This is a genomic window from Kitasatospora sp. NPDC057940 (genome assembly GCF_042887425.1).
Lineage (GTDB): Bacteria > Actinomycetota > Actinomycetes > Streptomycetales > Streptomycetaceae > Kitasatospora.
The window spans coordinates 71,807-85,292 of the sequence record NZ_JBHVPH010000012.1 but is presented as its reverse complement, the minus strand read 5'-3'; the positions used below and the strand labels follow the sequence as shown (position 1 = coordinate 85,292).

Sequence of the window (13,486 nt, the reverse complement as noted above, 5' to 3'; positions counted from 1 at the left end):
CGACTGACGGGCCTTGTCTCCCACCGGAGGCGGGGCCCGTCACACGCATGTGCGGATAAGGCCTCCGTGTACCCGCTGATCATGGACGAAAGCCCCCCGGACGAGTGACAACGCTCAAGGATTGCCATGATCGGCCGAGGGGAGGAATTGCGGTGCGAGGGGACGCCGGAGGGAGCGCTCGGACGGGGAAGCCGGGCGAGGCGGTGGAGGGGCCGGGAGGGAACGGAGGGGATGGAGGGACGGAGGGGACAGGGAGGGAACGGGGAGGCGAAAGGGCCCGCTGCACGGGGAGCAGCGGGCCCTTCGCGTCGTTCCTCAGGCCTGGGCGACGAAGACGTGCTGGGCGATGTCCTTGCCCAGCTCCGCCGCGTTCTCCCCGGTGCCGACCAGCACGCCGCCGACGCCGGTGCTGACCCGCACGGTCGAGCCCGGCCGGATCCCGGCCCGGCGCAGCGTGCGCATCAGTTCGCCGTCGGTCTGGATCGGCTCGCCGATCCGGCGGACCACCACGCTGGCGCCGCCGTCACCCGGCTTGACGGTGTCCAGCGGGACGAGCGCGGCGTCGAAGCCCTCGCCCTCGGCCTTGGCGTCGCCCAGCTCGTCCAGGCCCGGGATCGGGTTGCCGTACGGGGACTGGGTCGGGTGGCCGAGCATGGCGAGCACCTTGCGCTCGACCGTCTCGCTCATCACGTGCTCCCAGCGGCAGGCCTCCTCGTGGACCTGCTCCCACTCCAGTCCGATCACGTCGACGAGCAGGCACTCGGCGATGCGGTGCTTGCGCATGACGCGCACCGCGAGCCGGCGCCCGTCGTCGGTCAGTTCGAGGTGGCGGTCCCCCGCGACCTGCAACAACCCGTCGCGCTCCATCCGGCCGACCGTCTGGCTGACCGTCGGGCCGCTCTGCTCCAGTCGCTCGGCGATCCTGGCGCGCATCGGGACGATGCCTTCCTCCTCCAGCTCCAGGATGGTGCGAAGGTACATCTCAGTGGTGTCGATCAGCCCAGACATCGCCGCTGGCTCCGTTCTTCGGTGTCCTCACCGCCAATTCTGACGTACTGCACCGACAACCGGGCCCGCGCAAGGGCCCCGGGTCCCGGTTTTCGTTCCTGTTGACAGCGGTGCCGCCGGGGCGCCACGGTGCTCGCCGTAGCTTTCTCCACTGGCGGCCCGGACCCTCCCGGCCCGCCCCACCCGGCCGGCTCCCCCACCGGCAGAGAGCGAAGGCAACAGATGAACGACCTGGTCGGCCGGTACTTCGACGCCGCGATCGCCCATCTCCAGCGGGTCCGGGAGGAGGAGGCCGACGCCATCGAGGCCGCCGCGGCGCTGCTCGCCGAGGCGATCACCGAGGGCCGCCGGGTGTTCACCTTCGGTGCCGGGCACTCCGCGCTGCCGGCCCAGGACGTGGTCTACCGGGCCGGCGGGCTGGTCCCGATGAACCTGCTGAACGTCCCCGGGATGGCGGGGGTGACGGTGATGCCCGCGCCGCTGGCCAGCGCGCTGGAGCGGGTGTCCGGCCTGGCCACCACCACCCTGGACCTGACCCCGGCCGCCTCCGGCGACCTGCTGTTCGTGATCTCGCTGTCCGGCCGCCAGGTGATGCCGGTCGAGCTGGCCCGGTACGCCCGGGACCGCGGTCTGAAGGTGATCGGCGTGACCTCGCTGGCGTACCCGGGCGAGGTGCCCCCGGCGCACCCGTCCGGCACGTACCTGAAGGACAACTGCGACGTGGTGCTGGACAGCAAGATCGCGGTCGGGGACGGCGAGCTGACCCACCCGGCCGCCGAGACCACCTTCGGCCCGGTCTCCACCATCGTGACCAGCGCGCTCATGCAGGCCGTGGTCGCCTCGGCGGTCGGCCGGCTGGCCGACGCGGCGGCCGAGGGCACCACCGCGGCCCCGCCGCTGTTCCGCTCCGGCAACGTCCCCGGCGGCACCGAGTGGAACGCCAAGCAGATGGCCGACAACGCCGACCGGATCCTCTACACCTACTGACACCCACCGGTCGCGCCCACGGGCACCCCGGGCCACGCAGGGTGTCCGCCCGCCCACCGAACGTACCCGGGCCGGACAATCCACCGGGGCATCCCGGCCATTGCGGGCGGCCCGGGGGCGGGCCAGGCGTACCGGGAAGCCGCCCGGGGCAGGAGAGCGGTGCGACCGGAGCGACGGGTGGGGGCCGGACATGGCGTCTGGGGCTGGACGGACGGGGTGGGTGCGCGAGCGGGAACTGCTGCCCGGGTTCTTCTGGGCCGCCGACGCGGCCTCGCTGCGCGGCCAGCGGCGTTCGGTGCTGCTCTCCGCCTGGGAGCTGCTCCTGCTGGTGGCCGCCGCCGCGACCGGCTCCGCCGACGGCGAGCCCTGGGCCTGGCCGGCGGCCGCCGCCTACCTCGGCGCGATCGTCCTCGCGGTGGTGATCAGCCGGCAGAACCCGCAGGGGCTCTGGTACGAGGGCCGGGCCGCCGCCGAGTCGGTCAAGACGCTGGCCTGGAAGTTCGCCGTCCGGGCGGACGCCTACCAGCCGCCGCCGCACACCCTGCCGGACGCGGAGGGCCTGTACCGCGTCCAGCTCGGCGGGGTGCTGGGCGCCTTCCGGGACGGCCGGGTGGTCACGCCGGGCGCCGGGGCGGAGCTCGCCGGGATCACGGCGGCGATGCGCGACCTGCGCGAGCAGCCGCTCGCGGTGCGGCGCGAGGTGTACCTGCGGGAGCGGATCCAGGTGCAGCACGACTGGTACCGCGCCAAGTCCCGGTACTGCGCCCGGGCCGGAGCCCTGGCGGGGGTGCTGGGCGTGGTGCTCCCGGCGTTCGGGCTGGTGCTCGCGGTGCTGCGGGCGCTCGGCGCGTTCACCTACGACGCGCTGGGCACCGTCTCGGCGGTGGCCGCCTCGATCACCGCGTGGGCGCAGCTGCGCCAGTACCGCCCGCTGGCCGCCGCGTACGGGCTGGCCGCCGACGAGCTGGAGCTCATCCGGCGCCAACTGGCCCGGCTGGACGTGGAGTCGGCGGACGCCGAGGAGCTCTGGGCCCGGCTGGCCCGGGACGCCGAGGACGCGGTCTCCCGCGAGCACACCACCTGGCAGGCCCGCCGGGAGATCCGCACCACCACCGACCGGGACCACTGAGGAGGCCGCAGGTGTCGTTACGGATGGTCAAGGCCCCGGACGGTCGCGCCCTCGCCGTCGAATCCCTGGGCGACCCGCGCGGCCGCCCGGTGTTCCTGCTGCACGGCATGCCCGGCAGCCGGGTGGGCCCGCACCCGCGCAGCACCGTGCTGTACCGGCTGGGGGTGCGGCTGATCTCCTACGACCGGCCGGGTTACGGCGACTCGACCCGGCAGTTCGGCCGCCGGGTGAGCGCGGCGGCCGCCGACGTGCGGGCCATCGCGGACGACCTCAAGCTGGACGGCTTCGCGGTGCTCGGCCGCTCCGGCGGCGGCCCGCACGCGCTGGCCTGCGCGGCGCTGCTGCCGGAGCGGGTCAGCCGGGTGGCGGTGCTGGTCGGCCTGGCGCCGCGCAACGCGGCCGGCCTGGACTGGTACGCCGGGATGACCCCGTCGAACGTGCACGCCTACCAGGAGGCGGAGCGCGGACACGGCCGGATCGCCGACGCGATGGAGTTCCGCTCCCGGCAGATCAAGGACGACCCGGTCCGGCTGCTGAACGGGCTGCGGCCCGAACTGTCGCCCGCCGACCGGGAGGTGGTGGCCGACAGCGGCCTGCGGCGGATGCTGCAGAGCAACTACCGGGAGGCGTTCCGGCACGGCGCGGACGGCTGGATCGACGACGTGCTGGCGTTCACCGCCGACTGGGGGTTCAAGGTCGAGGACATCGCGGTGCCGAGCTGGCTGTGGCACGGCACCGACGACCAGTTCTCCCCGGTCGACCACTCCCGCTGGCTGGGCGACCACATCCCCGGCGCCGAGCTCTTCCTGGAGCCCGGCGCCGCGCACTTCGGCGCGTTCCGGGTGCTGACCACCGCCCTGGCCTGGGCGGCGGGCTGAGGCCTCAGGCCGTCACCGGGGTGACCGGCGCTCCCCCGCCCAGCACGGCCAGCACGTTGTCCACGGCCAGGCCGCCCATCGCCTGCCGGGTGGCGACGGTGGCACTGCCCAGGTGCGGTGCCAGGACGGCGCGTTCCTGGGCGAGCAGCGCGGAGGGGACGGCCGGCTCGTGCTCGAAGTTGTCCACGGCGGCGGCGAACAGCGCGCCGGACTCCAGCGCGGCGGCCAGCGCCTCCTCGTCCACCACTCCGGCGGTCATGCTGACCACCACCGCCCCGCGCGGCAGCAGGGCGAGGCGGCGGGCGTCCAGCAGGTGCCGGGTGGCGGCGCTGAGCGGGGCGGTGACGACCAGCACCGTGGAGTGGGCGAGCAGGTCCTCCAGCGGCCGCCAGGTGGCGCCGTCGGCCTGCTCGGGCGGCAGCTCGCGGCGGTTGTGGTAGCTGACCGGCATGTCGAAGGCGCGGGCCCGGCGGGCCACCGCCTGCCCGATCCGGCCCATGCCGAGCACGCCCAGCGGGGTGCCGGCCAGCTCCATGCCGAGCAGGAAGTTCGGCGCCCAGGTCCAGGGGCTGCCGGAGCGCAGCAGGCGCTCGCCCTCGCCGAGGCGGCGGGTGGCGGCCAGCAGCAGCGCCCAGGCCATGTCGGCGGTGGCGGTGGTGAGCACGCCGGGGGTGTTGGAGACCAGCACGCCGCGTTCGGCGCAGGCGGCCAGGTCGATGTTGTGGTGCCCCACGGCGTGGTTGGCGACGATCTCCAGGGACGGCCCGGCCGCGTCCAGGAACTCGCCGTCGACCCGGTCGTCCAGGGTGGTGAGCACGGCGCGGCGGCCGCGGACGGCGGCCAGCAGGTCGGCCCGGGCCATCGCCCGGTCGGAGTCGTGGCAGGTGACGGCGTGGCGCGCGGTGAGCCGTTCGATCACTCCGGGCGCGAGGCGCCGGGTGACCAGGACCGGGGGCGGGGGCTGCTCGCTCATGGTCCCGCAGCGTACCCGCCGCCCCCGGTCGGAGGCCGTGTTCACACCGGTACCCGCACCGCCGCTTACACCGGCTGCGGCTCCAGGTCCCGGTTGATCCGCTTCCAGCCGCGCGCCGCGACCGTGTTGGGGTGCTCCTCGCCGAACTGCCGGATCAGCTCACCGATCGCCCGGGCCCGCAGTTCGGCGGCCTGGGTGTGCCGGCCGGCCGAGCGCAGGGTGATCGACAGGTTGGCCTCGCAGGCGACGGCGTCCGGGTGCCGGGGCGTGTAGCGCTCGCACAGGCCCTGGTAGGCGGCCCGGCCGAGTTCCTCGGCGAGGCCGATCTGGCCGTCGTCGCCGTAGGCGTTGGCCAGGTTGATCACCGCGTTGAGGGTGTACGGGTGGTCCGCTCCGACGGAGTCGGTCAGCCCCTCGACGGTGAGCCGGCCGCGTTCGATGGCGCCCTGGATGTCACCGCTGCCGCGCAGGTAGATGCCGAGGTTGTTGGCGCAGGCCAGGGTGAAGGGGTGTTCGTCGCCGAACAGCCGGCGGTGGCCTTCGAAGACGGTGGAGCAGAGGTCGCGGGCGGCCTCCTTGTCGCCGGAGGCGCTGTGGTCGGCGGCCAGGTTGAGGGCGCAGGCGAGCGCGTCGGGGGCGTCGGCGCCGTAGCGCTCCAGGTAGCGCTCGTAGGTCTCCTTGGTGATCCGGCGGGCTTCGGCGAGCGCGCCGATGCGGCGCAGTGAGACGGCCAGGGACTTGGCGTTGCGCAGGTTCTCCGGCAGGTCGGGGTCGAGGACGTCGCCGAGGTCGGAGGTGACTTCCTGGAGCAGGTCCACCGAGCCGCGGTAGTCGCCGAGTTCGCGCAGGTCGCGGGCGAGGTTGGATTTGGTGGAGAGGGTGTACGGGTGCCGGGGGCCGAGGACGGCGGTGCGCCGGTCGAGGGTCTCCTGGTCGAGTTCGCGGGCGGCCTCGCTGTTGCCGACGAGCCGGTAGTCGATGGCCAGGTTGTTGGCCATGGAGAGCGTGCGCGGGTTGTCGTCGCCGAACAACTCGCGGAACTGGTCGAGGATTTCGCGGTCGAGGTCGAGTGCGGCCTGGAACCGGCCGAGCGCCCGGCGGTCGGCGCCGAGGGAGCCGGCCGTCATCAGGGTGTACGGGTGGTGCTCGCCGAGCAGGGCCCGCTGGCGTTCCAGGGTGTCCTCGTCCAGGGCCAGGGCTTCCGCGTAGTTGCCCTGGGAGCGCAGCACGTTGGCGAGTTGGAAGCGCAGCAGCAGGGTCTGCCGGTCGTTCTCGCCGAGCTTGTTGGTCCACTCGGTGTCCAGGGCGTGGCCGAGGTCGCGGGCGCGGTCGAGTTCGCCGCGCTTCCAGAGGTAGCGGACGCGGTCGATGAGCAGCTGGCGGGTGTCCGCCTCATCGCAGTTGTGCGCCTTGGAGGGCGACAGGTGCGGCCAGATCTCGTCGAAGGCGGGCCAGTTGGCGGGGTCGTCGGTGTCGCCGAGGACCGGCCGGGCGCCGGTCAGGATGCGATGCACCTCGTGGACGGCGATCTCCTGTTCGTCGTCGGTCATCTCGGCCCGGATCACCGCCTGGACGAGCCGGTGCACCTGGAAGCTGTTGCTGCCGGCGTCGACCTTGGCCAGCGCGTACCGGCCGATCGCCTGGATCACCTTGCCCAGCATGAACTTGTCGCTGAGGTCGGCGTCGTACTTCACCAGCGCCCGGATCATCTGGTCGCTGTAGAAGAGGTTCATCGAGATCGGCTCGGGTGCGAAGAACGCGCAGAGCTGCAACAGCCGGACGGCGGCCGGGGACTGCTGGCGCAGCCGGCCGATGGAGACGTTCCAGGTCGCGCCGACCGGGGTCGGGTAGTCGGCGGGGCGGGCGACGGCCAGCGCGCGGGCCGCCTCGGCGTGCAGTTGGGCGACGTAGGTCTCCACCGGGGTGCCGGTGGTGTCCAGCCAGGCGGCCGCGACCTCGACGGCGAGCGGCAGGTCGCCGACCGCCTCGGCGACCCGGTCGGCGTCCGGGCGGGACAGCCCGCGGGCGCGCCGGCACAGGTGCTCGACGCTCTCGCCGCGGGTGAAGACGTCCACCTCCAGCGCCTCGGCGTGCCCGGTCCAGGCCTGGTTGCGGGAGGTGACCAGGATGTGGCCGGAGCCGCCGGGGAAGAAGCGGCGGATCTCGGCCGGTTCGTCGGCGTTGTCGAAGATCAGCAGCCAGCGCGCGGTGGGCACGCCGCGGCGCAGCGCCTCCCGGGCGGCCTCGGCGGCCTCGGTGACGGAGTCGCCGACGCGCAGGCCGAGCCGGCGGGCGAGGTCGGCGAGGGCGGGGGCGACGAGTTCGGTCTGTTCGGCGTCGATCCACCAGACCAGGTCGTAGTCGGACATGAACCGGTGCGCGTACTCCAGCGCGACCTGGGTCTTGCCGACGCCGCCGAGCCCGTACAGCGTCTGGGGGGTGGGCAGGACGGCCGCCATGCCGCCGCGCAGCTGGTTGCGCAGCTGCTCCAGGACGGCGGCGCGGCCGGTGAAGGAGGGGTTGCGCGGCGGGACGTCCCACACGGTCGGCTTGCTGCCGGGGAAGCGCGGCCCGCCGCCGTTGGGCTCGGTCAGCGCGACGTCGCCGCGGCCGAGGGCGCGCAGCAGGGTCTGGACGGACTGCGCCTCGTCGCGGCCGACGAGGTCGACGGGGTTGCGGTTGCTGAAGGGCGCGGTGAGCCTGACGTCGCCGACACGGACGGGGACGAGCTGGCGCCGGGTGCCGGCGGGGTCGGAGTTGACCACGGACTCCCACAGCGCCCGGGCCTGCGGGGAGCGCTGGTAGGCGGGCGAGAGCACGGCGACGGTCCGGTAGGCGGCGTCGATGCCGCGTTCGGTCTCCTCGCGCGTGTCGGTGCCGGCGCTGAGGTCGCGGGGCAGCACCCGGAAGCCGGCCCGGGTGAGCACGGACTCGATCCAGTCCGCCCACATCCGGTCCTCGGGGACGTAGGAGAGGTAGAGGTCGGCGGGGACGGACGGGCGGCGGCGGGTGAACGCGTCCACGTAGCGCAGCCGCAGTTCCTCGTCCATGGCCGGCAGCGAGGTGACCTTGCGCTGGGTGATCATCGCGGTGAGCCGCTCGCAGGCGGCGAGCATCGAGGTGGGGGTGCCGGTCTGGTCGCCGAAGGTGGCGAGGATCTCCTCGTAGGCGTAGAACGGCCGGTACGGGATCTCCACCGAGCCCCAGTAGGAGGCGAGTTCCTCGCCGTTGAGGCCGGCCGGCAGCCCGTCGAAGCGGACCCGGGCGAGGGCGCGGCCGGCGTCGGCCTTCTCCTTCTCGCCCTCGTCGATGCGCATCGGGACGGGCAGGATGCGGATGCCGCGCTCGCGGTAGCGGTCGTGGATGTGCTGGGCGATCCGGGAGGCGCCGTCGATGGACTGGTCGCTCAGGGTGAAGCAGACCACCAGGTCGTCGGGCATCTGGACGGTGCAGATCTCGGCGATGTCGGACAGGCCGGTACGCGAGTCGATGAGCACGTAGTCGTACCGCTTGCTCATGTCGGCCTTGAGGGCGTCGAAGAACTGCCCGCCGTCGAAGCGGTCGTAGAAGATGTCCCAGTCCAGGTGGGTGACGGCCTCGGAGTAGTCCCGGTTGAACTGGCCGGCGGACAGGAAGTCCAGGCTGCCCCCGGTCGGGAACAGCGGCCAGGACAGCGACAGCGCGTGCGGGTGCACCCTGGCGAAGTCCAGGTGCCAGCCCTCGGCGTGCTCGACCGGGCGCAGGGCCTCCTCGCGGTACTCGGCGATCAGGTCCATCATCCCGGTCGTGCCGGCCAGCGAGGCCGGGTCGAGGAAGGGGTGGAAGAACTTGGCCAGGCCCGGCGCCTCCAGGTCCCAGTCCACGGTGAGCACCCGGTAGCCGTTGGCGGCCAGGATCCAGGCGGTGTTGGCGAGCGCCATGGTGCGCCCGGTGCCGCCCTTGTAGGAGTAGAAGGTGATGATCCGGCCGTTGCGGTCCTGCTCCGCGGACCGTCGCTCGGCCTCCCGCTGGGCGGCCAGTTCGGCCGCGGTGAGGCCCCCGACGCGGAAGTTCCTGGTGGGGTTCTCGCTCATCTGGGTCGTCCTCCCAAGGGCGCCATCCCGTCATCGGGGTCATCGCCGTCGTCACGGTCTGGGTGGTCGTCGGGTCCGGAGCCGTCCTGCCCGAAGGGGGCGTCACGGCCGAACGGGGCCGCGCCCGGGCCGCGCCGGAACGCGTCCCGCAGGTTCGGGCGGGGCGGCGGCGGGTCCTCCGGCTCGGCCCTGGTGCGGCCCTCGAAGGCGTACTTGGCCTTCATGGCGGCCCGGGGCAGCGCGTCGTCGAAGTCCTCCAGCGTGTTCAGCCCGGTCGGGCCGGTCACGCCGAGGAAGCTGGGGCGGCTCGCCCGCCGGGTGATGCGCAGCGCCTGGTCGCTCAACTCGCCGAGTTCGCCGCCGCGTTCCTCGCACTCGGGGTCCTCGGTGTTCCACGGCTCCAGGACGCTCACCCAGGTGGCGTCCGAGCGGTCGAAGCGGCGGACGAGTTCCCGGCGGTCCGGATCGCGCAGCGCCCACCGGTCGAGCAGGAGCAGGCCGGGGGCGGCCGCCTCCCCCTCGATGATGGACTCGACCTCGTCGTCGAACTCGTGCACGGTCGGCTGGAACCCCAGCTGCCGGGCCAGCCGCACCGCGTGCTGGGCGATCGGCGAGCCGGCCGGGCGATAGGGGTGCCAGTCGGTGCGCCGGGTGCCGTAGAAGTCGGGATTGCGGTCGGGCGGCAACTCGCCCTGGTGGTAGGAGAGTACGGAGATCCGCAGCTGCTTGGTCGGCGCGCTCACGTTGAAGGCGCTGGGCAGGCCGTTGAAGTCCAGCCGCCGCCCGACCGGGATCACCGTCTCCTCCGCCACCTGCACGATCCGCGCCGCCAGCCGGTGCACGGCCAGCTCGTAGGCGGAGCGGAAGTAGGTGAGCTTCATCAGCGCGTACAGGCCCTCGGTGGCGTAGTCCGGCCCGAAACTGGCGTGGTTGAACTGGAGTTCACTGGCGACCTTGGGCAACCGGTAGCGGCTCATCGGCGCCCACAGCACCGGCACGATGCCGCTGGTGCGCTCCGCGTCGATCGTCGCCGGGTACACCGGTCTGCGGGTGAAGGCGTGCCACTCCTGACCGCACGGCACGCTGTTGAAGTACCGGGGCGAGTACAGGGGTACGAACACCCGGCAGGTCGCCAGCTCCTCCGACAGCCGCTCCGCCCACAACTCCCCCTGGTGCATGGACTCGTCCATGAAGCCGACCGGCACCCCGGCCGGGACCGTGGTCAGCTGCAGCACCGCCTCGCACAGGTCCCGGTACAGCTGGCGGACCCAGTGGTTCGGATCACCGGCGCCGCGCGTGCCGGCCTTCGGGGTGTGCGCGTAGGAGAGGAAGAAGTACGGCCGGGCATCGTCCTCGTCCCAGCCACGGTCGTTCACACGCGCCTCCCCCGGGCCCGTCGGCAACCTGGTTCCCGCAGCCCCCGTGCGGCGGGGTCTCAGTGTAGGAACGACTGAGGACCCAAGGGAATAGCACAACGAGTCGTACGAATTGACATGACCGAAACGACGCGGCTGTGCGCCCGCTTATCGTGTCTCCAGCACGCCCGTCACGGAGTACGAGGAAGGTAGCCATGGAGCACCTCAACTGGCAGCAGCCGAGCTTCAGCAGCGATCAGGCGAACTGCATCGAGATCGCCTCCGAGGGCGACCTCGTCTACCTCCGCGAGTCCGACAACCCCACCCACATCGTCACCACCACCCGCACCAAGCTCAACGCCTGGCTCCTCGGCGCCAAGGCCGGCGAGTTCGACCACTTCATCGCCTGAACCGCACAGCGCGGCCCCCCGCGAACCTCGCGGGAGCCGCCGGCTGTTGCAGGATGTCCGGTTTCTGCGCCTACTGCTTCGGCGTGTACCAGCTGAATTCCAGGATGGTGTCGTTGTAGTCGGCGTCGTCTCCGTTCTCGGCGACGATCACCATCAGGTTGTAGGCGCCGATGTCGTACGGGCCGCCGCTGTTGAGACGGCTCGGCTTGAGAGCGCCCTCGCTCTCGCCGTACTCGAAGGTGGCGACGAGCTGGCTCACGCCGGTGAGGGTGGTCTGCCCGATGATGTTGTTGCGCTCCCCCGTGCCGGTGAAGAGCTGATCCACCTGGCCGTCCTTGCTGGTGAGCTTCACGCTCTGGAGGAGCTTCGAGTTGGTCTTCACCTTGACGGCGACCTGCGCGCCGGCGGGGAGGGCGATCTCGGCCTGGTTGCCCTTGATAAAGGTGTATGCGTCGGTCACTGACGGCTCCTTCGTTCGGAGGACACGGAGACGGGGTCCATGACTCCGAGTCCCCGGCTGATATCACAAAGTGATGCGGCATCAGCGTAGGCAAGCCGGCCACAGGAAGATCAAAGTCGCGGGAACGCAGGACAGGGGCGGTACGCCGGTGCTATGCCACGGGGCCACCGCGACGCCCGACATGGCGCGGGCCCGCCAGGGAGAGGCGGGCCCGCGTGCCATGCATGGCACCTATGTCCGATCCCGTCGGTCCCGAAGCCGCTCGGACCGGGCCTGGCAGACACCGCCGACGGCGGCGGCCAGCAGGATCAGGACCAGCATGCCCGTCACGCCCGGCCCCGCCGACGCTTGAACTCGCGCAGCAGGGTCAGCAGGTTGATCAAGGTGCTGGCCGGGATGTTGCCGATGGAGACCAGGGCGCGGCCGTTCAGATCGGTCTCACCGGACTGAGCGGACGGCCAGAGGAGGCCGAACTCGCGGCCCTCCGTGCGGAGGTCGACGATCAGTTCGGTGATCTGCCGGCCGGTGAGCTGCCGCAGGGCCGGGTCGGCAGGGTGGATCGGGTGGTGGGCGATCACGCGGCGCCGTCCAGCTCGAACCAGACCCGCTTGCCGAGCTTCTGCGGCTCCGCACCCCAGCGGTGCATGAGCCCCTCCACCAGCATCAACCCCCGCCCGGACTGGGCGAACGGGTCGGGCTTCCGCTGCTCGGGCAACACGGGACTGCGGTCCGCGACGGTGACGCGGAGCGTCCCATGCACGACGGCGACCAGGACGACGGGCGCGGCGGTCAACCCGTGCCGCCAGGCGTTCACCACCAGTTCCACGAGCGCGAGTTCGGCGTCCCCGATGGAGGAGTTGGGGTACCCGGCGCGCGCCATGGTGTCGCGCAACGCCTCGCGAGAGACGGTGAGGGAGGGGGAGTTGAGGTTGGGGTCACACATGGGGAATCTCCCAGCGGTGCAAAGTGATTGGTGAGTGGACTGTAGGCCCAATCACCACAATCCTGCAACACTCTCCGCATCTAGATCTACACTTTCAGTAGGCGGCCTACTCGTTGGCCGAACTACTGCACGAGAAGGGCACGTGCATGGGATTCAGGACCGCAATCAGTGAACGGCAGCGTCGACTTGGCGATGAGCTGCGACGTCTCCGCACCAGCGCAGGCATGTCCCTTCCGGACCTCGGCGAGCTGGTTGGCATGAAGGGGCCAGCTGTCAGCCACACCGAGTCGGGCAGGCTTGGTATCAATCCTGAGCGCTTGACCCTCTGGCTCGACGCCTGCCATGCCAACGATCCCGAGTATCGAGCGGGCCTTCTCGCCATGGGCCAGAGCAACGGCAAGGGCTGGTGGACGGACTACCGGCCCTACGTTCCGACGTCAGCCCTCGATCTCGCCGAGTTCGAACACAGCGCCACCCGCCTGGACACCTACGAAACGCTACTGATCCCTGGGCTGCTCCAGACCAAGGGCTACAGCGAGGTCATCCTCGAATACGCGCAGAAGACCGTCGAGTTCCGGCAGTCGCGACAGCGGATCCTCAGCGTCGAGGGCGGGACGCCATTTCATGCCGTGATCCACGAGGCTGCCCTACGAACGATGTACGGCGGACCTACCGTCATGCGTGACCAGCTGAACCACTTGATCGAGGTCGGCAAGCTGCCCCACGTCACCATCCAGATCCTGCCGTTCGACTGCACCGTGTTCGCCTCGGCCGACACCCCATTCATGCTGCTTCACGGCCGACACTCCAAGCTGGACACCGTCTTGATGGAACAACCCCAGGGCTCACCATTCCTTGGCGAGCCCGAAGCAGTAGCCTCGTTCCGGCGACAGTTCGAACGACTCAAAGGCCTGGCACTCCCGCCCCTGACGGCCAGCGCATCCGAGCCATCGCCCTCATATCGCGATTCATGGGGCTTGCTCCAGCACATTCGGTACGCAGTACAGGGAAGGTAAGCATGGAACAGCTCAACTGGCAGAAGTCGAGCTTTAGCGGGGAGCAGACCAACTGCGTGGAGATCGCCTCCGACGGTGAGCTGGTCTACATCCGCGAGTCCGACGACCCCGCCCGCATCGTCACCACCACGCGAGCCAAGCTCAACGCCTGGCTCCTCGGCGCCAAGGCCGGCGAGTTCGACCACTTCACCGCCTGACCCACGCGGCACAGAAGGGCGGCTCCCGCGAACCCGCGGGAGCCGCCCTTCCCAGAG

The 13,486-nt window shown here is 71.6% G+C and carries 13 protein-coding genes; 6 read left to right on the top strand and 7 right to left on the bottom strand.

The features are described 5' to 3' along the window. Positions 1-315 precede the first annotated feature (315 nt). Positions 316-1,008, bottom strand: a complete 693-nt coding sequence (locus tag ACFVTF_RS19820; protein WP_387815052.1) for a metal-dependent transcriptional regulator — start codon at positions 1,006-1,008, stop codon at positions 316-318. Between the two features lie 222 nt (positions 1,009-1,230). Between ACFVTF_RS19820 and ACFVTF_RS19815 the strand changes: the two genes are divergently transcribed. The 3 genes from ACFVTF_RS19815 to ACFVTF_RS19805 all read left to right on the top strand — a co-directional run bounded on the left by ACFVTF_RS19815 (position 1,231) and on the right by ACFVTF_RS19805 (position 4,002). Beyond that, entirely contained in the window at positions 1,231-1,995 is a 765-nt protein-coding gene (locus ACFVTF_RS19815; protein ID WP_387815050.1) for a sugar isomerase domain-containing protein, read from the top strand. Positions 1,996-2,215: 220 nt separating this feature from the next. After that, positions 2,216-3,124, top strand: coding sequence for a DUF4231 domain-containing protein (locus ACFVTF_RS19810; protein ID WP_387815048.1), 909 nt, complete (start codon positions 2,216-2,218; stop codon positions 3,122-3,124). A 23-nt stretch (positions 3,125-3,147) separates the two neighbouring features. Next, entirely contained in the window at positions 3,148-4,002 is an 855-nt protein-coding gene (locus ACFVTF_RS19805; protein ID WP_387815219.1) for an alpha/beta fold hydrolase, read from the top strand. A 4-nt stretch (positions 4,003-4,006) separates the two neighbouring features. Here the strand turns inward: ACFVTF_RS19805 and ACFVTF_RS19800 are convergent, their stop codons facing one another. From ACFVTF_RS19800 to ACFVTF_RS19790, 3 genes are all read right to left on the bottom strand, one after another. Then, complete coding sequence (locus tag ACFVTF_RS19800) at positions 4,007-4,975, bottom strand: 2-hydroxyacid dehydrogenase (protein ID WP_387815046.1); 969 nt, start codon at positions 4,973-4,975, stop codon at positions 4,007-4,009. Between the two features lie 65 nt (positions 4,976-5,040). Further along, positions 5,041-9,048 (bottom strand): FxSxx-COOH system tetratricopeptide repeat protein, encoded by a 4,008-nt coding sequence (gene fxsT / locus ACFVTF_RS19795; RefSeq protein ID WP_387815044.1) that lies wholly within the window; start codon positions 9,046-9,048, stop codon positions 5,041-5,043. Continuing rightward, complete coding sequence (locus tag ACFVTF_RS19790; RefSeq protein WP_387815042.1) at positions 9,045-10,424, bottom strand: TIR-like protein FxsC; 1,380 nt, start codon at positions 10,422-10,424, stop codon at positions 9,045-9,047. Before ACFVTF_RS19790 ends, fxsT begins: the two co-directional genes overlap by 4 nt. Positions 10,425-10,618: 194 nt before the next feature. Here ACFVTF_RS19790 and ACFVTF_RS19785 point away from each other — a divergent pair, with 194 nt between their 5' ends. Next, a complete protein-coding gene (locus ACFVTF_RS19785; protein WP_387815041.1) occupies positions 10,619-10,813 on the top strand; it encodes a DUF397 domain-containing protein in 195 nt (64 codons plus the stop codon). 70 nt (positions 10,814-10,883) lie between these two features. On the opposite strand, the gene ACFVTF_RS19780 is transcribed toward ACFVTF_RS19785, so the two are convergent. The 3 genes from ACFVTF_RS19780 to ACFVTF_RS19770 form a co-directional block, all read right to left on the bottom strand. Beyond that, positions 10,884-11,273 carry a fucose-binding lectin II gene (locus ACFVTF_RS19780; protein WP_387815039.1) on the bottom strand — a complete coding sequence of 130 codons (390 nt, stop codon included), beginning with the start codon at positions 11,271-11,273 and terminating at the stop codon, positions 10,884-10,886. Positions 11,274-11,599: 326 nt separating this feature from the next. Continuing rightward, positions 11,600-11,851 carry a hypothetical protein gene (locus ACFVTF_RS19775; protein ID WP_387815037.1) on the bottom strand — a complete coding sequence of 84 codons (252 nt, stop codon included), beginning with the start codon at positions 11,849-11,851 and terminating at the stop codon, positions 11,600-11,602. Next, the gene (locus ACFVTF_RS19770; RefSeq protein ID WP_063348181.1) at positions 11,848-12,216 is read right to left on the bottom strand and encodes an ATP-binding protein; all 369 of its coding nucleotides are present in this window, start codon (positions 12,214-12,216) and stop codon (positions 11,848-11,850) included. The genes ACFVTF_RS19775 and ACFVTF_RS19770 overlap by 4 nt, the downstream gene beginning before the upstream one ends. Before the next feature lie 146 nt (positions 12,217-12,362). Here ACFVTF_RS19770 and ACFVTF_RS19765 point away from each other — a divergent pair, with 146 nt between their 5' ends. Both ACFVTF_RS19765 and ACFVTF_RS19760 read left to right on the top strand, forming a co-directional pair. Next, the gene (locus ACFVTF_RS19765; RefSeq protein ID WP_387815035.1) at positions 12,363-13,232 is read left to right on the top strand and encodes a helix-turn-helix domain-containing protein; all 870 of its coding nucleotides are present in this window, start codon (positions 12,363-12,365) and stop codon (positions 13,230-13,232) included. 2 nt (positions 13,233-13,234) lie between these two features. Further along, a complete protein-coding gene (locus tag ACFVTF_RS19760; protein ID WP_387815033.1) occupies positions 13,235-13,429 on the top strand; it encodes a DUF397 domain-containing protein in 195 nt (64 codons plus the stop codon). The last annotated feature ends 57 nt before the right edge of the window (positions 13,430-13,486 follow it).

Bases quoted from the DNA above. Each gene is read 5' to 3' on its own strand.
- ACFVTF_RS19785 (WP_387815041.1), top strand. From the start codon at position 10,619: ATGGAGCACCTCAACTGGCAGCAGCCGAGCTTCAGCAGCGATCAGGCG.
- ACFVTF_RS19815 (WP_387815050.1), top strand. From the start codon at position 1,231: ATGAACGACCTGGTCGGCCGGTACTTCGACGCCGCGATCGCCCATCTC.
- ACFVTF_RS19770 (WP_063348181.1), bottom strand. From the start codon at position 12,216: ATGTGTGACCCCAACCTCAACTCCCCCTCCCTCACCGTCTCTCGCGAG.
- ACFVTF_RS19765 (WP_387815035.1), top strand. From the start codon at position 12,363: ATGGGATTCAGGACCGCAATCAGTGAACGGCAGCGTCGACTTGGCGAT.
- ACFVTF_RS19820 (WP_387815052.1), bottom strand. From the start codon at position 1,008: ATGTCTGGGCTGATCGACACCACTGAGATGTACCTTCGCACCATCCTG.
- ACFVTF_RS19805 (WP_387815219.1), top strand. From the start codon at position 3,148: ATGGTCAAGGCCCCGGACGGTCGCGCCCTCGCCGTCGAATCCCTGGGC.
- ACFVTF_RS19800 (WP_387815046.1), bottom strand. From the start codon at position 4,975: ATGAGCGAGCAGCCCCCGCCCCCGGTCCTGGTCACCCGGCGCCTCGCG.
- ACFVTF_RS19760 (WP_387815033.1), top strand. From the start codon at position 13,235: ATGGAACAGCTCAACTGGCAGAAGTCGAGCTTTAGCGGGGAGCAGACC.
- fxsT (WP_387815044.1), bottom strand. From the start codon at position 9,048: ATGAGCGAGAACCCCACCAGGAACTTCCGCGTCGGGGGCCTCACCGCG.